22 protein-coding genes are annotated in these 26,258 nt (G+C 58.7%); 12 read left to right on the plus strand and 10 right to left on the minus strand.

Annotated features, from left to right (window positions below):
- Nucleotides 1–315: 315 nt before the first annotated feature.
- From D1823_RS00005 to trxB, 3 genes are all read right to left on the minus strand, one after another.
- Nucleotides 316–2,034: a bifunctional sulfate adenylyltransferase/adenylylsulfate kinase gene (locus D1823_RS00005; protein ID WP_117867884.1), complete on the minus strand. Its 1,719-nt coding sequence runs from the start codon at nucleotides 2,032–2,034 to the stop codon at nucleotides 316–318.
- Nucleotides 2,035–2,230: 196 nt separating this feature from the next.
- Nucleotides 2,231–3,922, minus strand: coding sequence for an adenylate/guanylate cyclase domain-containing protein (locus tag D1823_RS00010; protein ID WP_117867886.1), 1,692 nt, complete (start codon nucleotides 3,920–3,922; stop codon nucleotides 2,231–2,233).
- A 212-nt stretch (nucleotides 3,923–4,134) separates the two neighbouring features.
- Nucleotides 4,135–5,076: a thioredoxin-disulfide reductase gene (gene trxB / locus D1823_RS00015; RefSeq protein ID WP_117867888.1), complete on the minus strand. Its 942-nt coding sequence runs from the start codon at nucleotides 5,074–5,076 to the stop codon at nucleotides 4,135–4,137.
- A 227-nt stretch (nucleotides 5,077–5,303) separates the two neighbouring features.
- Here trxB and D1823_RS00020 point away from each other — a divergent pair, with 227 nt between their 5' ends.
- On the plus strand, nucleotides 5,304–5,804 hold the full coding sequence (locus D1823_RS00020) for an Lrp/AsnC family transcriptional regulator (RefSeq protein WP_117867891.1): 501 nt from the start codon (nucleotides 5,304–5,306) through the stop codon (nucleotides 5,802–5,804).
- A 119-nt stretch (nucleotides 5,805–5,923) separates the two neighbouring features.
- Here the strand turns inward: D1823_RS00020 and D1823_RS00025 are convergent, their stop codons facing one another.
- Complete coding sequence (locus D1823_RS00025) at nucleotides 5,924–6,706, minus strand: Hint domain-containing protein (protein WP_117867893.1); 783 nt, start codon at nucleotides 6,704–6,706, stop codon at nucleotides 5,924–5,926.
- Between the two features lie 284 nt (nucleotides 6,707–6,990).
- Between D1823_RS00025 and D1823_RS21775 the strand changes: the two genes are divergently transcribed.
- The gene (locus tag D1823_RS21775) at nucleotides 6,991–7,215 is read left to right on the plus strand and encodes a hypothetical protein (protein ID WP_162896719.1); all 225 of its coding nucleotides are present in this window, start codon (nucleotides 6,991–6,993) and stop codon (nucleotides 7,213–7,215) included.
- Between the two features lie 221 nt (nucleotides 7,216–7,436).
- Here D1823_RS21775 and pgeF read toward each other — a convergent pair whose 3' ends face one another.
- The 3 genes from pgeF to lgt are packed head-to-tail and all read right to left on the minus strand — an operon-like array spanning nucleotide 7,437 to nucleotide 10,149.
- A complete protein-coding gene (gene pgeF, locus D1823_RS00035; RefSeq protein ID WP_117867897.1) occupies nucleotides 7,437–8,195 on the minus strand; it encodes a peptidoglycan editing factor PgeF in 759 nt (252 codons plus the stop codon).
- Nucleotides 8,192–9,265, minus strand: a complete 1,074-nt coding sequence (locus D1823_RS00040; protein ID WP_117867900.1) for a class I SAM-dependent methyltransferase — start codon at nucleotides 9,263–9,265, stop codon at nucleotides 8,192–8,194. Before D1823_RS00040 ends, pgeF begins: the two co-directional genes overlap by 4 nt.
- Nucleotides 9,262–10,149 (minus strand): prolipoprotein diacylglyceryl transferase, encoded by an 888-nt coding sequence (gene lgt, locus D1823_RS00045; RefSeq protein WP_117867902.1) that lies wholly within the window; start codon nucleotides 10,147–10,149, stop codon nucleotides 9,262–9,264. Before lgt ends, D1823_RS00040 begins: the two co-directional genes overlap by 4 nt.
- A 97-nt stretch (nucleotides 10,150–10,246) precedes the next feature.
- Between lgt and D1823_RS00050 the strand changes: the two genes are divergently transcribed.
- The 5 genes from D1823_RS00050 (at nucleotide 10,247) to D1823_RS00070 (ending at nucleotide 13,452) form a co-directional block, all read left to right on the plus strand.
- Nucleotides 10,247–10,495 (plus strand): accessory factor UbiK family protein, encoded by a 249-nt coding sequence (locus D1823_RS00050; RefSeq protein WP_117867904.1) that lies wholly within the window; start codon nucleotides 10,247–10,249, stop codon nucleotides 10,493–10,495.
- 321 nt (nucleotides 10,496–10,816) lie between these two features.
- The gene (locus D1823_RS00055; protein ID WP_117867906.1) at nucleotides 10,817–11,317 is read left to right on the plus strand and encodes a YbjN domain-containing protein; all 501 of its coding nucleotides are present in this window, start codon (nucleotides 10,817–10,819) and stop codon (nucleotides 11,315–11,317) included.
- A gap of 38 nt (nucleotides 11,318–11,355) precedes the next feature.
- Nucleotides 11,356–12,171 (plus strand): pyrroline-5-carboxylate reductase, encoded by an 816-nt coding sequence (gene proC / locus D1823_RS00060; RefSeq protein ID WP_117867908.1) that lies wholly within the window; start codon nucleotides 11,356–11,358, stop codon nucleotides 12,169–12,171.
- The gene (locus tag D1823_RS00065) at nucleotides 12,164–12,502 is read left to right on the plus strand and encodes a tRNA-binding protein (protein WP_117867910.1); all 339 of its coding nucleotides are present in this window, start codon (nucleotides 12,164–12,166) and stop codon (nucleotides 12,500–12,502) included. The genes proC and D1823_RS00065 overlap by 8 nt, the downstream gene beginning before the upstream one ends.
- A complete protein-coding gene (locus D1823_RS00070; protein ID WP_117867912.1) occupies nucleotides 12,502–13,452 on the plus strand; it encodes a D-glycerate dehydrogenase in 951 nt (316 codons plus the stop codon). The genes D1823_RS00065 and D1823_RS00070 overlap by 1 nt, the downstream gene beginning before the upstream one ends.
- Here D1823_RS00070 and D1823_RS00075 read toward each other — a convergent pair.
- Entirely contained in the window at nucleotides 13,449–14,027 is a 579-nt protein-coding gene (locus tag D1823_RS00075) for a thymidine kinase (RefSeq protein WP_117867914.1), read from the minus strand. The two genes, D1823_RS00070 and D1823_RS00075, sit on opposite strands and share 4 nt — an antisense overlap.
- A 354-nt stretch (nucleotides 14,028–14,381) precedes the next feature.
- On the opposite strand from D1823_RS00075, the gene D1823_RS00080 reads away from it, so the two are divergent.
- Complete coding sequence (locus D1823_RS00080) at nucleotides 14,382–14,843, plus strand: hypothetical protein (RefSeq protein WP_117872550.1); 462 nt, start codon at nucleotides 14,382–14,384, stop codon at nucleotides 14,841–14,843.
- Nucleotides 14,844–15,009: 166 nt separating this feature from the next.
- Nucleotides 15,010–16,812 (plus strand): hypothetical protein, encoded by a 1,803-nt coding sequence (locus D1823_RS00085; protein ID WP_117867916.1) that lies wholly within the window; start codon nucleotides 15,010–15,012, stop codon nucleotides 16,810–16,812.
- Nucleotides 16,813–16,830: 18 nt separating this feature from the next.
- On the opposite strand, the gene D1823_RS00090 is transcribed toward D1823_RS00085, so the two are convergent.
- Entirely contained in the window at nucleotides 16,831–17,955 is a 1,125-nt protein-coding gene (locus tag D1823_RS00090; RefSeq protein ID WP_117872552.1) for a beta-ketoacyl-ACP synthase III, read from the minus strand.
- Between the two features lie 159 nt (nucleotides 17,956–18,114).
- Here D1823_RS00090 and D1823_RS00095 point away from each other — a divergent pair, with 159 nt between their 5' ends.
- The 3 genes from D1823_RS00095 to D1823_RS00105 are packed head-to-tail and all read left to right on the plus strand — an operon-like array spanning nucleotide 18,115 to nucleotide 22,669.
- Nucleotides 18,115–18,582, plus strand: coding sequence for a MarR family winged helix-turn-helix transcriptional regulator (locus D1823_RS00095; protein ID WP_117867918.1), 468 nt, complete (start codon nucleotides 18,115–18,117; stop codon nucleotides 18,580–18,582).
- Nucleotides 18,579–19,616, plus strand: a complete 1,038-nt coding sequence (locus D1823_RS00100; protein WP_117867920.1) for an efflux RND transporter periplasmic adaptor subunit — start codon at nucleotides 18,579–18,581, stop codon at nucleotides 19,614–19,616. Before D1823_RS00095 ends, D1823_RS00100 begins: the two co-directional genes overlap by 4 nt.
- An 11-nt stretch (nucleotides 19,617–19,627) precedes the next feature.
- On the plus strand, nucleotides 19,628–22,669 hold the full coding sequence (locus D1823_RS00105; RefSeq protein ID WP_117867922.1) for an efflux RND transporter permease subunit: 3,042 nt from the start codon (nucleotides 19,628–19,630) through the stop codon (nucleotides 22,667–22,669).
- A 232-nt stretch (nucleotides 22,670–22,901) separates the two neighbouring features.
- On the opposite strand, the gene carB is transcribed toward D1823_RS00105, so the two are convergent.
- A complete protein-coding gene (gene carB / locus D1823_RS00110) occupies nucleotides 22,902–26,246 on the minus strand; it encodes a carbamoyl-phosphate synthase large subunit (RefSeq protein ID WP_117867925.1) in 3,345 nt (1,114 codons plus the stop codon).
- Between the last annotated feature and the right edge of the window lie 12 nt (nucleotides 26,247–26,258).

Genomic DNA, 26,258 nt, shown 5'->3' on the forward strand with positions numbered 1-26,258 from the left:
GCCAGGGTTGGATCGGGTTTGCCGACATAACGAAATCCAGCATCTGTTCCAAGGTCTCCGACCTCGTGCGCGACGCACAGGACGAAGCGGTGTCCTTGATCCGGAAAGGACTGAAGGCATAGTTGCTCCGACAAGCTCAGATCGGATCCCAACCAGAAACTGACAATGGTCGGAGACCTGTTCGTCATCTCAGTTTCACACCCGCCACGAGTTCCTGAACAGCATCAGGACCATCGGCAATCGTCATTTGGAAGCCAATAAAAACGGCCGCCGGAATGTCCGGAGGCCGCCCAATACAATCAGAAGAGACCGCAATCAGTTTGCTGCGATCAGGCCCATGCTTTCCAGTTTCAGCAGAACTTGATGGGCGCAGTTGTCGACCTCGACATTCTCGGTTTCGACGCGCAGTTCCGGGTTTTCTGGAACATCGTAGGGGTCCGAGATCCCGGTGAATTCCTTGATCTTGCCTTCACGTGCCAACTTGTAAAGGCCCTTGCGGTCGCGGCGTTCGCATTCCTCAATGCTGGTTGCGACGTGGACCTCGCAAAAGGCACCGAACTGTTCGATCTCTTCCCGAACGGCGCGGCGTGTCGCGGCATAGGGCGCGATCGGGGCACATATGGCGATGCCGCCGTTCTTGGTGATCTCGCTGGCCACATAGCCGATACGGCGGATGTTCAGGTCGCGGTGCTCTTTCGAGAAACCCAGTTCTGACGACAGGTTCTTACGAACAATGTCGCCATCGAGCAGCGTCACAGGTCGGCCACCCATTTCCATCAACTTGACCATAAGTGCGTTTGCGATGGTGGATTTGCCCGAACCTGAGAAACCTGTGAAGAACACGGTAAAGCCCTGTTGGCTGCGTGGCGGCTTGGTTTTGCGCAGCTCGGCTACCACTTCGGGGAAGCTGAACCACTCGGGGATTTCCAGACCTTCGGCCAGACGGCGGCGCAGCTCGGTGCCCGAGATGTTCAGGATGGTGACGTCATCCTTGTCGAGAATCTCATCATTCGGCTCGTACTGGGCGCGTTCCTGCACATAGACCATGTGCTTGAAGTCGACCATTTCGACGCCGATTTCATCCTGGAACTGGCGGAACAGGTCCTGCGCATCATAGGGGCCATAGAAATCTTCTCCGGCTGAATTCTTGCCGGGGCCGGCATGGTCTCGGCCCACGATGAAATGGGTGCAGCCGTGGTTGGCACGGATCAGGCCGTGCCAGACGGCTTCGCGCGGTCCGGCCATGCGCATGGCCAGGTTCAGCAGGCTCATCGAGGTGGTCGATGCGGGGTATTTGTCGAGAACGGCCTCATAACAGCGCACGCGGGTAAAGTGATCCACGTCGCCCGGCTTGGTCATGCCGACCACCGGGTGGATCAGCAGGTTGGCCTGTGCCTCTTTGGCGGCGCGGAAGGTCAGTTCCTGATGCGCGCGGTGCAGCGGATTGCGGGTCTGGAAGGCAACGATGCGGCGCCAACCCAGCTTGCGGAAATAGGCGCGCAATTCGTTTGGCGTATCCCGACGACCGCGGAAATCATAATGCACTGGTTGTTGGATGCCGACCACGGGTCCGCCCAGGTAGACCTTGCCGGCCACGTTGTGCAGATAGTTGACCGCCGGGTGGGAATCATCATCGGCACCAAAGACCTTCTCTGCCTCGCGCGCCTTGTCCGGGGTCCAGCGGTCGGTCACGGTCATGGTGCCCAGGATCACGCCTTCCTGATCGCGCAGAGCGATATCCTGCCCAAGTTCGATCCGATCCGCGAAGTCTTCGCTGACATCCAATGTGATGGGCATTGGCCAAAGCGTTCCATCGGCCAGACGCATATTTTCGACCACATTGTCGTAATCTGCTTCGCTCAGAAATCCCTTGAGCGGGTTGAAGCCGCCATTCATTAGAAGCTCCAGGTCGCAGATCTGACGCGGGCTCAGATCCCAGCTGGTCAGATCGGCAGCTTCCACTTTCAGCTTCTGCGCCGAATCGTATGAAACATACAGTTCGGAGATCGGGGCCAGATTGCTTAACATCGTCATCGGAATACTCTTGTAGCAGTGTTGATTTGCCAGTGGATATCGGGCGGTTTCGAGGCGTTTGCACCGGCTGACAGGCGAAGTCCACAGGCGTCAATGTAACAAAGGAGGATATGCGCCGAATATTTTTGAATTGGAAGAAATTTCTATTTCACAAGCCTAATCGATGATCTGATCCTTGCAATCAGAGATTATTCGTTCAGGCGGAGTATTTCTGTTCCTGTTTTGTGACGTTCTGCTCAAGTGTGGACGCACGGGTGACAGGCAGGGCGGGAATCTGTTCAGACACACCCCGCAACTGGAACAACCTGATTTCGTCCCGTGGTACGACGACACCTGCGGCCTTCAGCAACTCTTCCGAGACCAGCAATTCGACCTTCAGCGCCTTGGTTTCGCTTTCCAGACGACTGGCGACATTGACGGCGTCGCCGATTATGGTTTTCGACGCATGCCCCGCCGCGCCGATCTCACCAACGACCAGATCCCCAAGATGCAGACCCATTCCGATGCGAATTCCGGGGCTGCCTTCGCCCTCGAGCTGCTCGTTGAAATTGTCGAGGGCGTGACTGATGTCGATGGCGGCTTTCAACCCGGCACGGGCGGACGCCGCCGCATTCGGCTTTTCAAAAACGGCAAGCAGCCCGTCTCCCATATATTTGTCCACGACACCGCCTTCCTTGGTGATGGCAGGCACGACCGCGTCGAAAAACCGGTTCAGCAGGAATACGATGTCATAGGGTAATTGGCCGGTCGTACGCGCGGTAAAGCTGCGCATGTCCAGAAACAGAACGGCCAACTGGCGTTCCTGACCCTGACTGGCATGTCCGCGTATGCGTCCGCCATCTGGCCTGAAGACCCGAAAAACGGTGGTGGGTTCCGTTGGCCGTATCTGGCAGGCCAGTCGTGTCTGCGGCGAGGCGCCCACAGCAGCAAGGCTGCGCGCTTCGACGTCGCCGGGCGGCGGCAGGGCGTCGCTGCCATCCTCTACAATGACACGGCATGTGGTGCAGCGCCCCTTTCCACCGCACAAGGCGGCATGCGGCACGCCGTTCACCTGGGAAATCTCAAGCAAGGTCAAGCCTTTTTCCGCGACCACCTCGGGCCCTTTGGCGTAATTCACGCGCACCGAATGCCTGCGCCGCCACAGTTTGCGCCCGATGTAAACCAGCCCCGTTGCCCCAAGGGCCAGCCAGAAAACCATAAGGCCATAATCTTTTACACTGAACAGGGTCTGGAAGGCCTCGGGCGATGGCCAGTTGTAGTGCTCAATATATTGATCGCGCAGGAATTCATCAGCGAAGTCGGCCCATATGCGACGCCCTTCGGTCAACAGGCCGGCCAGCGCGAAAAAAGGCACGAAAACTGCAACACCAATCAGATAGGGCGCGACCCGCGACCACCACCGGGTCAGCCGCAGCCACATATGCAAGCCGATGCACCCGTGTATCCAAACGATCAGCAACAAGGCGCTTTGCATCCATACGGCGATACTGGGCCACATCAGAATGATGATATATCCCATCTCGTCGTTGACGTCGTAGACCTCGTGCGCGACCCGCGTCTGCACGATGTGCGAGATCAGTTGCAGCGGAATCAGCAAGCCCAGACCGACCTGCAAGGCCGTGCTGAAGGGCATCCGCAGGGTTCTGCGTTGCGCGATCGACGTCAGGGCCAGACCAGCATGCGTGAACAGGGCAGCATAGAAAAGCACGCTGATGGCATTGTGGCGGGTGATGGCCTTCCGGCCGTCCTGCATCCCGTGCAGATAATCGGTATGAAACAGGCCTAAGCCAATGTTTATGAAATGGAAGAACGCGAAGACAAACAACACAAGACCACTGCCGATCCTGAGTCGGGTTGACCACCCGCCGCGCCAAAGAGCGTTGTTCAAATGCTCACCTGTTCTTCGCTTTTCCCAGGATAATCCTGATACGCTGCTGGCTGGCGGTCAAGGGATTGGCAGTTGTTGCTGTTGTCGGGCAACGATCACGTTGCAGCTGAATTCGTACAGTGCCCCATGAAACCTTGGGGCACTGTCATTGAAACTCTGATCACCGACGGATCTGATTTTTCCGAAGCAGCCCGGAAGATTCCGAGCCCGTGTTATTCGTTTTCCGCCAGGAACCGCTCGGCATCCAGTGCCGCCATGCAGCCCATACCGGCGCTTGTGACCGCCTGACGATATATGTGATCGGTCAGATCGCCTGCTGCGAACACGCCCGGAACCGAGGTTTCGGTGCTGCCCGGCTTGGTGACAACATAGCCACCCATATGCGTTTCAAGCGTGTCCTTGACCAGCTCGTTTGCAGGCGCGTGGCCGATGGCAACAAAAACGCCTTTACAGGGGATTTCAGTGATCTCTCCGGTTTTGACATGTTTGACGCGAACGCCCTCAACGCCAAGCGGCGCATCGGTGCCGATCACTTCTTCCAACTGGTGGAACCACAGTGGTTCGATTTTATCGTTCTTCATAAGTCGGTCTTGCAGGATCTTTTCCGCGCGCAACTCATCGCGGCGATGGATCAGAGTCACCTTGCTGGCGAAGTTGGTCAGGAACAGGGCCTCTTCCACGGCCGTGTTGCCGCCGCCGATCACCACGATTTCCTGTCCGCGATAGAAGAACCCGTCGCAGGTGGCGCAGGCTGAAACGCCAAAGCCCTTGAATTTCTCTTCCGACGGCAGGCCCAGCCACTTGGCGCGCGCGCCGGTCGCCAGAATGACGGCGTCCGCCGTGTATGTGGTGCCGCTGTCGCCCTTGGCGGTGAAGGGGCGCTGGCTGAGGTCCAGATCGCTGATGATGTCGCCGATCACCTCACAGCCCATCGCCTTGGCGTGATCCTGCATCCGGACCATCAGGTCGGGGCCCTGTACCTCGGTGTCGCCGGGCCAGTTCTCGACTTCGGTCGTTGTCGTCAGCTGGCCGCCGGGCTCGATGCCCTGTACCAGAATGGGTTCCAGCATGGCGCGGCTTGCGTAAACCCCCGCGGTGTATCCTGCGGGCCCCGATCCGATGATCAGAACCTTGGTGTGTCGTGTGTCGGCCATGGTATCCCCGCTCGAATTGCCTGAATTGGGCCTTTGGCCCGTCGCCCCGATATAGCGACCGACAGACCCGGCTTAAAGCCCCTTACTGTTTATGACTTCTCAAGCGACCCTGCGTAGGGTGCGGGGAAAATGAGGGATTTGAAAACAAAGAAAATTGCGCATGTGCGAAACATTATTGCGTGCGCGTGGGGGGCTGATATAAGAACCGCAAAAATCAGGAGCATTTGATGGTCACGACTCGGTTGGATGATATCGACCGCAAGATTCTGGCGGAATTGCAGGCAGACGGTCGGATGACCAATGTCGAACTTGCAAAACGGGTCGGAATCTCGGCGCCGCCCTGTCTGCGCCGGGTGCGCACACTGGAAGAATCCGGCTATATCACCGGCTACCACGCCGAAGTGAATTCCCGCGAGCTGGGATTCGAAGTGCAGGTGTTCGCCATGGTCGGGCTCGACAGTCAGGCCGAGACCGAGCTGCGCGCGTTCGAAGAACGCTGCCGCGAATGGCCACTGGTCCGGGAATGTCACATGCTGAACGGCGAGGTGGACTTCATCCTGAAATGCGTCGCACCTGATCTCAGCAGTTTTCAGCAGTTCCTGACCGGTGAACTGCTGACCACGTCAAACGTGGCCAGCGTCAAGACATCGCTTGTTATCCGCGGCGCAAAAGACGAGCCAGGCGTGCCGTTCGACGTTCTGGAAGAACGAATGAACCGGACGGCGTAACGCCCAGACGTTTTGTCTGTGCGGTGTTCGGTGGCAGCATAGCAGCCACCGCCAAGGATAGAATCCAACTTAGTACCAGCTGCATGATGCCCCCCATAATGCAGTAATCGCTATCGCACTCAGGCTGTCATCGCGTCGATTTCCCCGTCTCCGGCGCGCGGCATCAGCAGCGGACCAAAATCGTTGAGCGATTCGATATGCGCGAACAGGTTCAGATAAACCGACCGTAACGAGTGGCTGATCATCCGGACCGCGTTCACACCTGGGTGATACGTTTCAAACTGTAAACCATCTACCCGAATAACGGAATGCCGTTTTAGACAAATGTGAAACAGTTCAACTGGCGTCGGCGGCATTGTTTCAATCACGCCCGTTCCATCCTGGAATTCGGATACAGGTGTCAGAATCGGGCCATTCCCATGCAGATGCCGCAAATGCGCCGGCGTGCCCACGATCCGCGCCGCAGGCCCGGCGATTACACCCGACATCGGTTTTTGCATCCCGAATGTATCCGCCATGATGCGCGTAAGCGGCCGCGTGCGGCCCCGCGAATCCGGACGTCCCGGGATCAGAGTGACAGATCCCTTCCACAGCACGGTTTCGGACGCGCCATCCTGAGTCAGGACAGTATCCCCCGGCATCAGGTCTTCGATTGCCATCGGCCCATGTTCGGTTTCAACCAGCGACCCACGCGTGAAGGCACAAAAGGCATCTTCGAACATCGGCAGGGCCGGCGCGATGTGTCTGGTCTGAACAATGTTCCCGTTTTTCAACAGGCTGCTGACTTCATACCGGCGCAGCTGAGCCTTTGGTTTTGCAACCGGGCGCGGTGCGTCCCGCAGCATGGCCGTCGTTTCGATTGCATTTCTGGCCGCGCGGGCCAGTGAACTAGGAATAGTCATAAATATTCCGTCCCCTCAAAATGTCCGATCAAGCGCGGCGTATCCCCGTACAGGCCAACCTGACGAACTGGTTCTTTGTCTTGAAACAAATGGGTGACCCATGGGCGGCAGTCGGTCAGACCCCGCATGGCGACAAAATTGCGCTTTCCAATGGTCAACACATTGACCCCCCAGACAAACTCGTACTTCACGGGCGAAAATTGCCCGCACACACACAACTCCTAAACTCGTCCCGACCCCCTCAGATCGTGACGCTCCACACATCGGGCAGGAGCAAGCCCGTTATGCGTTCACCCCATCGAGACCGGCAGCTTGGCCTCAGGGTGCTTCTGCCTCAGCGTCGTGCCGCGATGCGACTGGCGACTCTGACAGAATGGCTTGATACCCGCTTCCACGGCATTTCCAGCTTCTGGCTCCGCGTGGCGGCGACCATGGCTTTTAGAAAGCGAGACTTGGTTTTCATTTTCTGGTCCTGCTCTGAACGGGTTTGTTTCCCGCATCCGTTATGACCCTTTTTTGACGCGCGTTTGCGGCATGGATAAGGCTTATCCGGGATGTTTTGCAGACAAGAAATTTATAATCGGTCTATCCTTCCACTCAACACGCCAGCGTCCGGAACATGGACGTCAGATGACCATCTGATTTCTGACAAAACTCGTTACGATTCTGATTCCGATAAACACAACAAATGTGGCGGAAAAGTGGCGCGACGCCTAAATCTGGTCCAAAATCACAATCTTATGACCGAGATCAGCCGCCCGTAATCGGCCTCGTTTGCGTGCGTTGTGCGGCGGTAGGAATAGAACCGGTCCGGGTCGGAATACGTGCAGTGCCGGGTCCATTCCCCCTGCCCGACACCGGCCTGCCGCAAGCGGTGCAGACCAAAAGCGGGCAGGTCGAATTGCAGCCGGTCATCCTGACCATTGGCAAAAAAACGCGAGTTGTCCGGTGAATCGGTCATGAAGGTGTCCAGGAGCTCAGGCCCGACCTCATACGCGCGTTGCGAAATGCAGGGACCGATGACGGCGTTGATATTCTGGCGCCTTGCGCCAAGCGCTTCCATGGCGTCCAGCGTCGCCTCCAGCACACCGTCCAGCGCACCGCGCCAGCCTGCATGGGCCGCTCCGATCACATTGGCCGACGGGTCGGCAAACAAAACCGGTTGGCAATCTGCTGTCAGAATCGTGAGCGCCAGACCGGGTGTCGCCGTTACGACGGCATCCGCGCGCGGCTTTTCACCTTCCAAAGGCTGTTCAACCGTCAGAACTGTTGGGGAATGCACCTGATGCACGCCAATCATCGCCTCGGGCGCAACACCCATCGCATCAGCAACCCGCCGACGGTTCAGTGCAACAACTTCGGTCTGATCTGACGATCCAAAGCCGCAATTCAACCCGTCGAAGATACCGGAAGAAGCTCCGCCGCGACGGGTGAAGAACCCATGACGAAATGGGGAAAGCATGTCTGAAGTCAGAATTTCCAGTGTCATGGCTCTAATCCTGGCGGTGGCGCAGCATAGGCCGGATAGAGGCCCATCACTTTGAACAGATTTCCCATTTCGTCCGGGTGCGTCAACCGGCGATGCGCTGCAATCAGGGCATCCAGCTCGGAACCGCTCAGCGTACGGGACAAAGCCTGTGCCCGGGCAGTTATGCCGAGCCGTTCCAGAAACACGCCCTGCGGTGTCAGGCGTGTGTGCCTGCAACCACAGGCGCGGGTCGCAATGGCAAGAGGTTCAAAATCCACATGCGCGGTCAGGTCGGCTTGACCGGGTGCCGCCAGCGGATCGGCGTGCTCATGGTTTTGCAGGGCTTGCAGCGTATCGCCCAATGAATGCCAGTCGCCATAGTCGACAATCAGCGCGGCGCCTCCATGGCTGGCGATCCGACCGGCAATCACGGTCAGAATGGGAATCGCTGCCGCGCATAGCTCGACCAGATCACCATCCTTGGTGTCCGAAAGCCTGTCAGTCAGCGCCACTTGCGGTCCGTTGGGCCCCCGTCCAATCAGCAATTCGCCGTCGCGTTCGCCGACCAGGCGTTCACTCCAGCCGTCGCCGTCGCCGTCGCGCAGGAACTGCCGAACAGGCAGCGCGTCGAAGAACTCGTTCGCCACCAACAGCAGCGGCTGGTCCGGCAGCTCTGCGACGCTGTCGGCCCAGTTCGGTGTGTAATCCCTCAGAGTGTCCGCCTGCACCTGTTTCAGGACCGGCGAGGCCTCGACCAGTACAATCCGGGCAGCATCGTGAAATCCTGCTACGGCCCGTGTGGCACGCAGTATATCGCCCATCAGAGTGCCGCGCCCGGGTCCCAACTCGCACAGGGTGAACGGCGCGGGCCGCCCCTGATTCATCCAGCTTTGCGCAAGGCACAGCCCGATCAGCTCGCCAAACATCTGGCTGATTTCCGGTGCCGTGGTGAAATCCCCGGCAGCCCCCAGCGGATCGCGTGTTGTGTAATAGCCCCGCGTGGGATGCAGAAGACATTCGGCCATGTAATCGGCCACGCTCATCGGCCCATCCTGACGGATGCGGGCGACAAGGTGGTCTTTCAAGCTCATTTTGCCCGCCCTGCGCGCAGGACAAACCACAGGCCAAGCGCGATCATGGGCAGCGACAGGATTTGCCCCATGGTCAGACCATATCCGCCCACATGCAAGGCAAGCCCCATCGGATTGCCGGGCGACACGAACTGCGCATCCGGCTGACGGAAGAACTCGACGACAAAGCGCGACGCACCGTAGCCCACCAGAAACAGGCCCATGACAAAGCCCGGTTTGTGAAACGCGCCGCGTCGATAAACCAGCCACAGCAACAGCGCGCCCAGCAACACACCTTCCAGTGCTGCTTCGTATAACTGCGATGGGTGACGCGCGCACATTCCTGCTACCACGCCGGGGCAGTCCTGCGCGGCAAAACCGGGAAAGATGACGGCCCATGGCAGGTCGCTCGGACGGCCCCACAGCTCGGCATTGACGAAATTGGCCAGCCGTCCCAGCAGCAGGCCGGGTGGAACGGTGTAAGCAACCAGATCGCCCAGGGACAGGGTCGGGATCCGATGGCGTCGGGCAAACAGATAAGAGGCAAGGATCACGCCCAGCAGACCCCCGTGAAACGCCATGCCGCCTTGCCAGACCTTCAATATCTCAAACGGATGCGACAGGTAATAGCCGGGTTGGTAAAACAGCACAAAGCCAAGCCGCCCGCCCAGGATCACGCCCAGAATGATCCAGGTGACCAGATCCTCCAGTTGGTCCGGTTTCATCGGTGGGCCGTCGGCTGGCCACAGGGCAGGGCGGCGCAAAGCCACGACCGCCAGCCGCCACGCAATCAGGATGCCCGCGATATAGGCCAGCGCATACCACCTTAACGCGAACTCCATCCCGAACAGCGAGATCGAGAACAGTTCGGGCGACAGATCGGGGAAATTCAGAACAGCCTGCATGTGCGTCTCATTGCCCGGGGATTGCAGGACAAGTCAACCTTGAGCATGCGGCAATCTTTCCCCATATAGAGATCAACCGCGATACCGGAGTAAAGATATGCAAACCCGCAACAAGATACTGGACGACGTGTCCCAGCTGATGACCAACGCCATGGGTGTCGCGCAGGGCGCGCGGGAAGAGGCCGAAAATGCGATGAAGTCGATGATCGATCGCTGGCTTGCCGATCGCGATTTTGTCACGCGTGAAGAATTCGACGCCGTCCGCGCCATGGCCCAGAAAGCGCGCGAAGAAAACGCCGCTCTCGAAGCCCGCATTGCCGCGCTTGAGGCAAAACAGGACAAGTGACGCCCCGAGCGTTTCCTGTTTTCACAATTTTGGACAAACTCTGACGCCGCGCAATCCAGCCGGGATTGTACGGCGCCGTGCATTCTGAAGCATCGCGGGATTTAATCAAGACAAAGCTGGTTCAAGAGTCAATATTTTGATCCCCGTTGCTTTCTGTCCACAACTTATTGCTGTTATCCCCAACAAATAGGGTTGCCAGAACCAGCGCCGCATCGCACCATATTTAGTACAGGCCAATGGGGGAAGCCCGGTTTGTAGAGCAGGCAACTAGCGCTGGGGCGCTGCCAGCCCCGAAATGCTAGAGATTAGTGAGGTGGCATTATGGCCCTTTCCGAGCAGTATCTCGAAGAAGACATTCATCCGATCGACATTGTTGAACATCTGGCCGAACATCACGACTGGGATTTTGATCGTATAGGGGACGATCAGATTGCCATGGCTGTCGAAGGCCAGTGGCGCACCTATTCGATCACACTCGCCTGGTCCAACTATGACGAAACGCTGCGGATGGTGTGCTCGTTCGAAATGGAACCGCCGGCCGAGCGGGAAATGCAGCTCTATGAGCTGCTCAACAAGATGAATGATCAGTGCTGGGCAGGTGCCTTTACCTATTGGGCAAACCAGAAGCTGATGGTGTACCGGTATGGGCTGGTCCTCGCCGGCGGACAGACAGCCAGCGCGGAGCAGATCGACACGATGATCACCGCTGCCGTCATGAGCGCAGAACGGTACTACCCGGCGATCCAACTGGTCACCTGGGGAAATCGAGGACCAGAAGAAGCCATGCAAGTGGCCATTGCAGAGGCCTACGGCCGGGCGTAAAGCTTGCCCCAAACCGACATGTAAAGCGGGAGGGGCAAATGGACATGACGCGTGTGGCCGAACAGGGGCTTGTGCTTCTGGGGTGCGGAAAGATGGGGTCCGCAATGCTGGCGGGATGGCTGGAACACGGCCTCCCGCCAGCGTCCGTTTGGGTGATCGACCCACACCCATCCGACTGGCTGAAGGCGCAGGGCGTCAACATCAACACACCCCTGCCCGAAGCCCCCGCCGTGGTGTTGGTCGCGGTCAAGCCGCAGATGATGGGCGAGGCATTGCCCGCCATTCAGGCGCTGGGTGGTGGCAGCAGTCTATTTATTTCGGTCGCGGCGGGCACCTCGATTGCCACGTTCGAATCCGTTCTGGGCAGCGACACCCCGATCATTCGCGCCATGCCCAATACGCCCGCCGCCATCCGTCAGGGCATTACCGCGCTGATCGGGAATTCAAACGCATCACCTGATGATCTGACGCTTGCGGAAAACCTGCTCTCGGCCATTGGCGAAACGGTACTGCTGACGGATGAGGCGCAGATGGATGCGGTCACCGGCCTCAGCGGATCCGGGCCCGCCTATGTGTTTCATCTGATTGAAACGCTTGCCAAAGCCGGCGAGGCGCACGGCCTGCCACATGACCTTGCGATGAAACTGGCCAAATCGACGGTGGCCGGGGCCGGAGCGCTGGCAAAGGCCGCAGACGAGGATCCGTCACAACTGCGGATCAATGTAACCTCGCCGAACGGCACGACCCAGGCCGCGCTTGAGGTGCTGATGCATGAAGAACGCGGCTTCCCTGACTTGCTGCACCGTGCGGTCAAGGCCGCAACCGACCGATCCAAGGAGCTGTCACGTGAGTGAGATTTCTTTCGACGACTTTCTCAAGGTCGATATCCGCGTGGGTGAGGTGATCCGCGCTGAACCTTATCCCGAAGCCCGCAAGCCCGCGATCAAGATGTGGATCGATTTCGGTGATGAGATCGGCGAGCGCAAGACGTCGGCCCAGATCACCGCGCATTATGATCCGTCGACTCTGGTGGGCAAACAGGTCATGGCCGTGGTCAATTTTCCCCCTCGCCAGATCGGGAGGTTCATGTCCGAGGTTCTGGTGCTGGGTCTGCCCGATGAAAACGGCGAGATTGTTCTGATCGGTCCCGACGGCAGAGTTCCGACAGGCGGGCGGATGCACTGATGAAACTGCTGATCACACGCCCGATGACGCCGGCAGTCGAGGCCCGCGCCCGCGCCGCGTTTGACGTTGAGATTCGTAAAAATACGGCGCCCATGACGGGCCGGGAAATGCTGTCCGCTCTGACGGATTTCGACGTGGTCGTGCCCACGCTGGGCGATCAGTTCTCGGCTCGGATATTTGCGGATGCAGGCTCGCCTCGATGCAAGCTACTGGCCAATTTTGGCGTCGGCTACAACCACATCGATGTCGAGGCAGCGCGCGCCGCATCAGTCGCAGTGACCAACACGCCCGGCGCAGTCACCGGTGCCACGGCGGATATCGCCATGACCCTGCTGTTGAGCACGGCCCGGCGCGCGGGCGAAGGCGAACGGCTGGTCCGCGCAGGCCAATGGCAGGGTTGGCATCCCACGCAAATGCTGGGTCACCATGTAACGGGCAAACGCGTCGGTATCGTCGGGATGGGCCGTATCGGGCAGGCCATCGCGCGCCGGTGCCATTTCGGTTTTGAAATGCAGGTGGCCTATCAATCCCGAAGCGCCAAGAAACTGGACTTCCCGGCCGAGTTCACACCTGACCTTAAAGCACTCGCCGCCTCGGTCGATTTCCTTGTGCTCGCCGTTCCCGGCGGTGCCGAAACCCGACACCTGATCGATGCGCAGGTTCTTGAGACGATGAAACCTTCGGCCATTCTGGTCAATATCGCGCGGGGAGAGGTTGTAGACGAAGCGGCCCTGGTTGCGGCGTTACAAAAAGGTCAGATCGCGGGGGCGGGGCTGGATGTCTACGAGTTCGAACCCGAAGTACCACAGGCGCTCCGTGAAGTGGAAAACGTCACCCTGCTGCCCCATCTGGGCACAGCCACCGAAGAGGTGCGCAGCAGCATGGGACACATGGCCCTGGATAACGTAGCGGCCTTTGTGGCGGGCGAGGCATTGCCCAACCCGGTCTAGTCGCCCACCGCCTCGCGCCAATGCTTGCGGCAGAGCGAGACATAGGTCTCGTTGCCGCCGATCTGCACCTGGGCACCTTCGGTGATGGCTGTGCCGTTTTCGTCTTGACGTATCACCATCGTGGCCTTGCGTCCGCATTTGCATATGGTGCGGACTTCACGCATCTCATCGGCCAGCGCCAGCAGCGCCGCTGATCCCGGAAACAGCTTGCCCTGAAAATCCACCCGTAACCCGTAGGCCAGCACAGGTACGTCCAGATCGTCGACGGCCCGCGCCAATTGCCAGACCTGAGCTTCAGACAGGAACTGGGCCTCGTCAATGAACACGCAGGTTACGGGACCTTCGTTCAGACGATTTCGGATCATCGCAAAGACGTCGTCTCGGGGCGTGAAGGTATCAGCCTCCTCCGAGATGCCGATGCGCGATGCGATCCGTCCGGCACCCGCCCTTCCGTCAATGGCTGCGGTCATCAGGTAGGTCTGCATCCCACGCTCGCGATAGTTGTGCGATGCTTGCAGCAACACGGTCGATTTCCCCGCGTTCATGGTCGAATAGTTGAAATACAGCTTTGCCATGACGCGGGTCTAAAACGCTTGGGGAAAAGGAACAAGATATCAATCGCTTTGATGGAGCGACGTCGCCGTTGCGTTCGCAGAGGCCGAGCTACGCTCTAGGGGATGGAACCCCCACATCTGCAACAGCGACGCCGTCGGCCAACATGTGGCCAAAACGCAGCAAGGCGTAACAATATCACCCTGCAATTACTCATTACCGGCTTGAACTGCCGCCACTCACTCACAAAATCCCTCGCATATCTGAGGGATAGCCAATGTATGACATTTCAATTATGACTTTGTTATGGGAAATTTACCCACGCTTTCCCCCGATTGGACATCGGGCAGGCGTTTGCAGGTAACAAAGGTAAAACAATGGCAGATATCGGGGCCTATCTGAAAAAACACACAGAAGCGCTGGTTAAAGATGTTGGAATCGAAGCCGCGTGCGAAATTACAGGAAAATCCAAGGCCACTTTAGGACGGTACTATTCCGACAATGCTGAACACGAGGACAGGTTCATGCCTGTGGACGCGGTGGCCCGCCTTGAAAACGTGGCGACATTTCCGCATGTAACGTCGGCTTTGGCAGATCTGAAGAACATCACCTTGTCCTATTGCGACAGCAACACAGCCACACCCCGCACCGGTGGTGTTAATTCGGATGTCATAGCACTCAGCCAGCGGTTTGCGATGTTGATGACCGAGTATCAGGCCGCAATCGAAGACGGAATCATAACGGTCAACGAAGCCAAGCGGCTGCTGAAAGAAACCAGCTTGCTGCAACAGGTTCTGATCGAGATGAAACTGCATCTTGAAGAAGAAAGCGTCAGCTAGCCGGGATCCGGAGCCGTTGCGCCCATGACTGGCCACATTCCGCCTGTATGGCTTAGCTGTATTCACTCGTCAAAAGGCAGAAACGCTGACTGGGCCTTTTGCCTCAATTCAGTCACGTCTGTCCTGTAAGGTCCGTCGCGGGCAAGATCGTCAAGGGCAGAGGACCATGCAGAAGTCGCAGGGAACATACAGTCTTTTCGCAGACCGGCTGGTTCTGCGATTTTTTGTATGCGCCTATGCGGCACTTCTGGTTCTTATGGCCCTAAGTGGTCATCAGGAAGGCTCTGACGACGTAATGCGCTGGGTGGTCGTGCAGGATCTGTTGCAGGGGCAGGGCTGGTTCGACAGCCAACAGTATCGGCTGGGCCCCGAGGGCGGTACGCTGATGCATTGGTCTCGACTGATCGACGCGCCGATTGCCTTGCTCTACAGAACATTCGGGTTGGTCTTGCCGCCTGATATGGCCCTTCAGGTGACGGCTTTTGTCTGGCCCTCACTTTTGGCGGGTCTGACCTTGTGGGCCTTTGCCGTGACGGGAAGCGTTTTGGGCGCGCGGGAAGGTACTGTTTCGGCGCTGGTTGTGGGTGTGTTGGCGCTCGAACACTCCCGGAAGTTCGACTATTTTTCGTTTGATCACCACAATGCTCAGATTCTTCTGTTCGCTACGGCCCTGATGCTGTTCGCATTGCGCAGGGACAAACCATATGCCGGATGGTTGCTGGGTGCCTGCCTGGCGCTTTCGGTATCGATAGGCACCGAATCGATATTGCAGATCGCGCTTGTCGCAATATTCTTTGCCGTTGATTGGATCATCAATGGCGAACCGGCCCGCCGCCCGACCATGGCATTTGGTGTAGGGCTGACCGCGACGCTTGTGCTGATCAGCCTTGCAACTACAGGACAAAAGGCCTTTCTGTTCCCAAGCTGTGACGCCCTGACACTCAGTGTGGCGTTACCGGCAAGCGTCGCCGCGATGGGTCTTTGCGCTGCAGCCCGGGTTGGGTCTGCTTGGCCGCTTTGGGGCCGCATCAGTGCGTTCCTTGCGGTTGGTGCGGTCACCTTGACCTGCGCTTACAGCTTTGCCCCGCATTGCCTCAGCAACCCGATCGAAGCCCTGCCTCAGGACATGCGGGACTACTGGCTGAGCCAGGTGGCAGAAGCGCAGAAAATCAGTGTCATATTGGAGCTGCACAGGGGCGAAGTTCTGGCCCTGATCGCAATGTCGTTCGTCACCATGGCAGCCGCCCTGATCTTTGCAGTCAGGTCGCCTTTCAGATTGGAATACGCCCTGTTTCTGGCACTGATCGTGACCGGCCTGGTGGTGTTCCTCTATCAGTCCAGAATGATGACGTTCCTGGGTGTTTCGCTGGTGGCTGTCCAGGCGCAGGTCCTGCGTGTCCTGTACACCCGCTATGCGAGCAGTCGCCGCGCGGTATCTGGGCTTGCGATGGTTGCTTTTGTTCTCTGCATCTCACCGAAAATCGGTGCAAGTATCGAGGAACAACTGGGGCGTTTTGTCGGGCCGTCTCTTGCCGCACCGGCGCTGCCGGCCCGACAGTCACGGCAAAACTCCGGGGCATCCTGCAAAACGCCCGAAGCCTATGCGGCCCTGCGTGATCTTCCAGCCGGGAGAGTTCTTGTTGATTTCGACTTTGCCGCAAACGTTCTGCGCCATACCGACCATTCTGTTCTGGCGGGCAATTACCATCGGAATCAGGCTGGAATTCTGGCGCAGATCGAACTGTTCCGCTCGGACGCCTCTCAGATCGGATCACGTCTGACTGAGCTGGATGTGGATTACGTCATGCTCTGCACGTCCGCGCCGCGTGCCGAATTCTGGTTCTGGGCCTCACAGGGTCGTGGTTTGCAATCGCACTTGGTTGCAGGTGAAATCCCTGACTACCTCATGCGGGTACAAACTACGGAAGATGCGGCGTTCCAGGTCTTCAAAGTGACTGCGCTACGCTAGGCCGGACAAAACCTGCCATCAAGCGTGGCGTTTCACGATCACCGACCCAACGGAATACCCAGCACCAAAGGAACATATCAGGCCAAGATCCCCTTCCTGCAAGTCGTCGGAATACTTCGAAAACGCGATGATCGACCCCGCAGATGACGTGTTGGCATAATCCTGAAGGATGTTTGGTTGCTCGCCCGCCTCGGGTTCGCGGCCCAGAACCTTCTTGCCGATGAAGTCGTTCATCGTCTTGTTGGCCTGATGCAGCCACAGGCGGTTCAGGTCGGTGTTTCTGATCCCTTCGGCATTCATATGGTCGCTGATATGCTTGCTGACCATCGGCAGTACTTCCTTGAACACTTTCCGACCGTTTTGCATGAACTGCATGTCACGCCGGTCGGCCAGCCCGTCAGGGAGTGAGCGGCGCAGAAAGCCGTTGTTGTTACGAATATTGTTGGAAAACGCCGTGGCGCAACGCGTCGACAAGATCTCGAAATGCGGCCCCTGGGCGTTTTCGATCCGTTCGATCAGCGTCGCTGTCGCCACATCGCCAAAGATGAAATGACAATCGCGGTCGCGCCACTCCAGATGGCCCGAGCAGATTTCGGGGTTCACCACCAACGCAGCACGCACCGATCCCGACCGCACCATATCCGCCGCAGCCTGAATGCCGAACGTGGCCGACGAACAGGCGACGTTCATGTCAAAGCCGAATCCGTCGATTCCCAGTTCCTGCTGAATTTCGATCGCAATTGCCGGATAGGCGCGCTCGTGGTTCGAGGCCGCGCAGATCACCAGATCTACATCCGCCGCGGTGCGCCCCGCCTGTGCCAGCGCCTTGTTGCAGGCGTCCACCGCCATCTCGGTCATGATGCCGGGTTCGTCATCGCTGCGCTGCCGCAGGGACGGGTGCATCACGTCCGGGTCCAACACACCGCTCTTGTCCATCACGTAACGGTTCTCGATCCCTGATGCCTTGACGATGAACTCTTCAGATGAATGCTGCATCGGCTCCATCTGTCCGGCGGCGATGGCTTCGGCATTCTTTGCGTTCTGTTTGTCGGCATAAGCGTTGAATGCCTCGACAAGCTCGGCATTGGTGATGACGTTCTGAGGCGTGAAGACACCTGTACCGGTGATGGCGGGGGTATACATGGCGGGCCCTGAATGTTTCGGATTTGCCCAAAATGCAGTCATGGTGTGATTTGATCAAGGCATGTTGACCTAAGGGAATGCGCGCAGCGCGGCAGTTTCATATCTTGAATAGTTCAGAAGCTGAAGTATATGACCCCTCCAAGCAAGCGGAGATCCCCCATGCCCGACGATATCAGTACCAGACTTGGCCGCCTCAGCCCCGAGATTCAGGCGATCATGGGGGTGTATGCCCTGTACTGGAAACTGGAAGAGACATTTGACTGCATCGAGACCGACCTGAGCCACCCCGAATGCCACATGCTGATCAAGCTGGATCAGCCGAAACGCATGGGGGTCCTGGCTGCTGACATGCTGAGCGTACCGTCCACAATCACCGCAACCGCGGATTCCCTGGAAAAAGCAGGCTATCTGACGCGCGAGCATGACCCCGAAGACCGCCGCGCCTGGTTGCTGGTGCTAACCGAGCAGGGTGAAGAGGTCCGCAACATGCTGGTGGCCGAGGCCGGAGACCTGTTTCACAGGGCCTCGGGTCTGAACGAAGAAGAAACAGCCGAATTCGCGCGACTGGCGCGCAAAATCCGTGACAACGTTTTGAAAACGGGAATTCCCGAGGGACTGAAGAAATGAAACTCCTGACCTCTCTGGGCCTTGCACTGGCCGTTCTGGCAACTCCGATTGCCGCTCAAGATACTCAGAAACCGGTAAAGCTGATGCAGGTGCGCGAAACGGCGCCTGGGTTCACCCGACAGTTTTTCGGCCGTGTTGCGGCGCGGCAGACGGTCGATCTTGCCTTTCAGGTCGCCGGTCAGATCGTCGAGATGCCGGTCAACGAAGGGTTTGTCATCGCCAAAGGCGGCCTGATTGCGCGACTGGATCAGGAACCATTCGAACTGCGGCTTGAGCGGGCGCAGCTTCAAAAGGAACAGGCCGACCGAACCGTAGCGCGCCTGTCGCGTTTGCGTGGCACCACGGCCAGTCAGGTGGCGGTCGATGACGCAGAGACCGAAGCGCAACTGGCCGCGATCGCTCTGCGCGACGCGGAATACGAGCTGGAGCACGCAACACTGACCGCGCCATTTGACGCGCTGGTCTCCAGCCGCGCGGTCGAGGCTTTCACCACCGTATCGGCAGGCACGCCCATCGTCCGCATTCACGACATGTCCGAATTGCGCATCGAGGTCGACGTTCCCGAGATCCTGTTTCAACGCTCAGGCCAGAATGACGACATCACCATCACTGCCAAGTTCCCCGTAAGTGATGAAGTCTTCCCGTTGGAAATTCGTGAATTCGACGCTGAAACCTCCAGCGTCGGGCAGACCTTCCGCATCCAGTTCGGCCTGACCCCGCCCGAGGGGCTGCAAATTCTTCCCGGCTCGTCCGTCACCGTCAACGTAAAGGTTCAGGATGAACGCACAGGCATTGTTGTGCCAGCGACGGCCGTTGTTGCTGATGCAACAGGCGAGCTGAGCGTCATGGTGTTCTCGCCGGTTGGTGCGGATGAAGGCACGGTCCGCCGCGTTCCGGTGACGATTGAGCCCACGCAGACGGGCGATGTTCGGGTTTTGACGGGCTTGTCCGACGATGACGAAGTTGTTGTGGCTGGCGGCGCCGTGCTGACAGACGGTCAGCCCGTGCGCCGGTTCACCGGCTTCGCGAACTGAGGGGCTGACAGATGAACATCGCGCGCGCCTCGATCGATCGACCGCTTTACACATGGCTGATTATCCTAATCGCTCTGTTTGGGGGCATCTGGGGGTTCACGTCGCTTGGTCGCTTGGAAGACCCGGCTTTCACCATCAAGAACGCAGTCATCGCTACGCAGTATCCCGGTGCGACGGCGGAACAGGTGGCGCTGGAAGTGTCCGAGCCCTTGGAATCCGCGATCCAGAAAATGGGCGAGGTGGATGTCATCACCTCGGTCAACCAACCCGGACAATCGTTGATCGAGGTAGAGATCAAGTCGACTTACGACGGCACCGAACTACCCGATATCTGGACCCGCCTGCGGGCCAAGGTGCGTGATGCCGCCCGCGGGCTTCCGTCGGGTGTCAGCCAACCTTACGTGAATGACGGGTTCGGTGATGTATTCGGCCTGTTCTATGCGGTGACCGCCGAAGGGTTCTCGGACGCCGAAAAGCATGAACTGGCAACGTTTCTGCGACGGGAATTGCTGACCGTGGACGGTGTCGCCGATGTCGAGGTTCAGGGCCTGCCGGACGAGGCGATTTTTGTCGAACCCGACCTTGCGATTTCGGTGAACCAGAACGTCCCGCTTCAAGCAATCAACGAAGCTATCGCCAATGCGGACTCGGTGAATTCCTCGGGGTCCTTACGCTCTGAAAACGACCGCACCACCATTCTGACCGCCGAAGGCTCGGACAGTGTCTCGGCCATTGCGGGCCTGTCCGTCGGCTCGCAAGGGCAGGTGATCAACCTGTTCGACATGTCCGATGTCTATCGCGCGCGTCAGAACGATCCGGACATCGTGATCCGGTATAACGGTACCGAAGCGTTCACCCTCGGCATCGCTGGTCTGGCCACGGAAAACATCGTCGAGGTCGGCAAACGGGCTGACGCCAAATTTGCTGAGCTGGAGACGAACATCCCCTTCGGGGTCGATATTCTGCCGATCTACCAGCAACATGTGGTGGTCGAGCAGGCCTCGAACGACTTCCTTGTCAATCTGGCCATGTCAGTGACGATTGTGGTCGCCGTGCTGGGTATCTTCATGGGGTGGCGCGCGGCCATCGTCGTCGGCTCGACATTGCTGCTGACAGTGGTCGGCACGCTTCTGTTCATGTCGCTGTTTTCAATCGAGATGGAGCGGATTTCGCTGGGTGCACTGATCATCGCCATGGGGATGCTTGTAGACAATGCCATCGTCGTGGCCGAGGGGATGCAGATCGCGATGCTGCGCGGAAAAAATTCGCGCGATGCGGCGGAAGATGTGGCGGCAAAAACCCAGATCCCCCTTCTGGGGGCCACCGTGATCGGCATCATGGCCTTTGCCGGGATCGGGCTCAGCCCGGATGCGACGGGTGAGTTTCTGTTTTCTCTGTTTGCGGTGATCGGTATCTCATTGCTGCTCAGCTGGATACTTGCCATCACTGTGACGCCCTTGCTTGGCCACTATTTCTTCAAGCAAGGCAAGGAAGGTGAGATCGACGCTTACGGAGGCATCCTGTTCCGCACCTATGGTGCGATCCTGCGCTTTGCGCTGCGCTTCCGCTGGCTGGTTGTTGCCGGGCTCGTTGGAGTAACGGTGGTGTGCTACGCCGGGTTTGGGCTGATGAAACAGCAGTTCTTCCCCAATTCGAACACGCCTTTGTTCTTTGTGCATTACAAGCTGCCACAGGGCACACCGATTGCACGTACGGCGCAGGATATGGCGGTGTTCGAAGACTGGCTGGCCCAACGCGAAGATGTGGTTTCGGTCACGACATTCGTCGGTCAGGGGGCAACCCGGTTCATGCTGACCTATTCGGCGGAAAAACCGAACCCGAGCTATGGCCACATGATCATCCGCACGGAAAGCCTGGATGACATCCCGGCATTGCAGGCGGACCTGGAAGCGTTCGGGTCGGTCCAGTTCCCGGAAGGAGAGTTCGGAACCAAGCGTCTGGTCTTTGGCCCCGGTGGCGGCGATCCGATTCAGGCCCGGTTCTCGGGCAGCGATCCGGTGGTTCTGCGACAACTTGCGGACGAGGCCGTGCAGCGCATGGCAGCGGCGTCGCCCAACGCGCTGCTCGTTCATCATGACTGGCGCGAACAGGAACTGGCGGTGCAACCGATCTATGCCACAGAACGGGCGCAGACCGCGGGTGTCACGCGCGAGGATATCGCGGCCACCCTACAATTCTCGACCGACGGCATCACCGGCGGCGTGTTCCGCGAACGGGATCGTTTGATTCCGATCATCCTGCGCCGACCGGCTGATGGAGATTACTCGATTGTCGATCAGGTGGTGTACTCGGATCAGTCCGGGAAATTTGTACCAATCGAACAGATGGTCGATGGATTCGAGTACAAATCCCTCAATACGCTGGTTCACCGTCGCGACCGTGTTCTGACCATCACCGTCGGCGCTGACATCCCGCCCGATCTGACGGCTGCACATGTGCATGCCGAAGTGCGGGACGCCATCGAGGCAATCGAACTGCCACCGGGCTACAAGATGGAATGGGGTGGCGAGTTCGAAAACTCGCGCGATGCGCAGGAAAGTCTGGGTAAGCAATTGCCGCTGAGCCTGCTGATAATGGTGTTGATCTCGGTTCTGCTGTTCAATGCAATCCGTCAGCCGATCATCATCTGGCTGCTGGTTCCGATGTCGGTAAACGGCGTGGTGATTGGCCTGTTGGGAACAGGTTTGCCCTTCACCTTTACGGCCCTTCTGGGTCTGCTCAGCCTGTCGGGAATGTTGATCAAGAACGGTATCGTTCTGGTGGAAGAGATCGACCTTGTTCGCGCCACAGGTAAACCCCTGCGCGAGTCCATCGTCGAAGCCTCCGTCTCACGTTTGCGTCCTGTTATGCTGGCGGCCATCACGACCATTCTGGGTATGGCGCCTTTGCTGACGGACGCGTTCTTTGTCTCGATGGCGGTGACGATCATGGGCGGGCTGGCTTTTGCGACCGTCCTGACAATGGTTGCCGCGCCGGTGTTCTACCTGCTCTTCTTTGCGCGGGATGAAAAACGCGAGGCACAGGCAGTCTGAAAACGGTCTGTGACCGGGTCCGGGCTTGATCGGACGGACCCGGTTGGATCAGATCAATGGGACAAACGGCACATCACATGCAGCCAGAACTGTATGTAACGTGAGAACCAGAAATATGCGGATTGATCCACTTTCCTTGTGCCCGAATTAGATGCGCGCCCGTTGAGATCAGGTCAACGGGCGCGCATCTGTACGTTCATGAATGAGCCAATTGTGGCTCAGGCCAAGCAAGTTAACCCTGAAGGGATTTCACCTCGACATCCCCTTCAGCCTGCGCCTTGATTGCCAGAGCGGCAGCATGGCTTGCGGCCGCAGTGGTGTAATACGGGATCTTGTCATAGAGCGCGATGGACCGGATGGCCTTGCTGTCCTCTACCGCCTGTGCGCCTTCGGTGGTGTTCATCAGCAGTTGAACCTGACCGTCTTTCAGCATGTCGACCACGTCCGGGCGACCCTCATAGACCTTGTTGACCACATCGCATGGCACACCCTGTTCCGCCAGCCAGCTTTGCGTGCCGCGGGTGGCGACCAGCGTGAAGCCTTGTTCGACCAGAACCTGTGCGGCCTCAAGCATCGCCGCGCCCTTGTCGGCATCCTTGATCGAAATAAAGGCCCGGCCCGAGGTCGGCAGGACCATGCCCGCGCCCATCTGCGCCTTGAGGAAGGCGCGCGGGAAATCGCGGTCCCAGCCCATGACCTCGCCGGTCGAGCGCATTTCCGGACCCAGGATCGTGTCGACGCCCGGGAAACGGGCGAAGGGCAGAACCGCCTCTTTCACCGAGAACCACGGCATATCAGGGTCGGCCAGCGTCATCTGATCGGCGATCTTGGTGTCGTCCACGGTCTTGTATGGCGGGCGCTGCGGGAAACTCGCCAGCTTTTCGCCTGCCATGACGCGCGCGGCGATGGACGCAATCGCACTGTCGGTGGCCTTTGCCACGAACGGCACGGTGCGCGAGGCGCGCGGGTTCACCTCGATCAGGTAGATCTCGTCATCCTTGATCGCGAACTGGACATTCATCAGGCCGACAACGTTCAGCGCCTTGGCCAGCTTGAACGTCTGATCCTTGATCTGCCCGATGATCTCTTTCGACAGTGAATAGGGCGGCAGCGAGCAGGCCGAGTCGCCCGAGTGAACGCCGGCTTCTTCGATATGCTGCATGATGCCCGCGACGTGTACATCGGTGCCATCGCACAGGGCATCGACATCCAGTTCCACGGCGCCAGACAGATAGCTGTCCAGCAGAACCGGGCTGTCGCCCGAGACCACCACGGCTTCGTTGATGTAGCGTCTCAACTGATCCATATCGCGCACGATTTCCATCGCACGGCCGCCCAGTACGTAAGAGGGGCGGATGACCAGTGGGAAGCCGATCTCTTCGGCAATCTCCAGCGCCTGTTCGTCGGTCGAGGCGATGCCATTTTTTGGCTGTTTCAGGCCCAGTTCATTGACCAGCGCCTGGAACCGCTCGCGGTCTTCGGCCAGGTCGATGGCATCCGGAGTGGTGCCCAGGATCGGAATACCTTCGGCTTCCAGTGCGTTGGCCAGTTTCAGGGGGGTTTGACCACCGTACTGAACGATCACACCGTGCAGTGTTCCGTTTTCCTGTTCCTTGGTCAGGATTTCCATGACGTGTTCGAAAGTCAGCGGTTCAAAATACAAACGATCCGAGGTGTCGTAGTCGGTCGACACGGTCTCGGGGTTGCAGTTGATCATGATGGTTTCATAGCCTGCTTCGGTCAGCGCAAAACAGGCGTGGCAGCAGCAATAGTCGAACTCGATGCCTTGACCGATCCGGTTTGGGCCACCGCCAAGGATGACGACTTTCTTACGGTCAGACGGACGCGCCTCGCATTCTACGTCACCCATCATGGGGGCTTCGTAGGTCGAGTACATATAGGGCGTCTGCGCCTCGAACTCGGCGGCGCAGGTGTCGATGCGTTTGAACGCGGCTGTAACGCCCAGATTGCGGCGCGCCCGGCGGATGTTGTCTTCGTCGCGGCCCGTCAGGTTGCCCAGACGCGCATCGGTGAAGCCCAGCATTTTCAGCTTTCGGATGCCGTCCTCGGTGACGGGCAGACCGTCTTTACGGACCTGACGTTCTGCCTCGATAATCTCGCGGATGCGGGCCAGGAACCACGGGTCGAACTTGGTGACACCAAATATCTCGTCATCGGTCAGGCCATGACGCATCGCTTGCGCGATGGTGCGCAGACGGTCAGGCGTTTGCTGGCTGATCGCTTTGATCACGGCGGCCTTGTCGTCGGCTTCGTCCCACAGGCCCACGTTCAGGCCGGGGATTTCGATCTCATCAAAGCCGGTCAGGCCCGATTCCATCGACGCCAGAGCTTTCTGCATCGATTCGTGGATCGTGCGGCCGATGGACATCGCCTCACCCACCGACTTCATAGCGGTGGTCAGGTAGGGTTCCGAGCCGGGGAATTTCTCGAACGCGAATTTCGGAATCTTGGTTACAACATAATCGATGGTCGGCTCGAACGAGGCGGGCGTGACCTTGGTGATATCGTTGTCCAGCTCGTCCAGCGTGTAGCCAACGGCCAGCTTGGCTGCGATCTTGGCAATCGGGAAACCGGTCGCTTTCGAGGCCAATGCAGAAGACCGGGACACGCGCGGGTTCATCTCGATCACGACCATGCGGCCGTCTTCGGGGTTGATGGCCCATTGCACGTTCGAACCACCGGTTTCGACGCCGATCTCGCGCAGAACGGCAATCGAGCCGTTGCGCATGATCTGGTATTCCTTGTCGGTCAGCGTCAGGGCAGGGGCCACGGTGATCGAGTCACCTGTGTGCACGCCCATCGGATCGACGTTTTCGATCGAGCAGACGATGATGGCGTTGTCGGCGGTGTCGCGCACCACCTCCATCTCGTATTCCTTCCAGCCCAGCAGGCTTTCATCGACAAGGATCTGGTTTACCGGCGAGGCATCCATGCCAGAGCGGCAGAAATGGATGTAATCCTCACGGTTGTAGGCCACGCCACCGCCGGTCCCGCCCAGCGTAAAGGCCGGACGGATGATGGCGGGCAGGCCGATTTCATCCAGCTCATCCAGCGCCATCTGCACACCGGCGTCCAGATCGGTGGTTCCGTCTTCGCGCCTGGGGGCGGTCACGATGGTCGCCTTGGGGTTTTCCAGACCCAGTCGATCCATCGCCTCGCGGAACAGCTTGCGGTCCTCGGCCATTTCGATGGCCTCGCGCTTGGCGCCGATCATCTCGACGCCGAATTTCTCCAGCACGCCCATCTCTTCCAGTGCCAGCGAGGTGTTCAGGCCGGTCTGCCCGCCCATGGTAGGCAACAGGGCGTCGGGGCGTTCTTTCTCGATGATCTTGGCGACAACCTCGGGCGTGATCGGCTCGATATAAGTGGCATCTGCCAGGCCGGGGTCGGTCATGATCGTCGCCGGGTTTGAGTTCACCAGAATAACCCGGTAGCCTTCTTCGCGCAGGGCCTTGCAGGCCTGAGCGCCGGAATAGTCGAATTCGCAGGCCTGACCAATAACAATGGGGCCCGCCCCAATGATCATGATCGACTGGATGTCGGTTCTTCTCGGCATGGCCTTGTTCCT

It is taken from the genome of Ruegeria sp. AD91A (assembly GCF_003443535.1).
GTDB lineage: Bacteria > Pseudomonadota > Alphaproteobacteria > Rhodobacterales > Rhodobacteraceae > Ruegeria.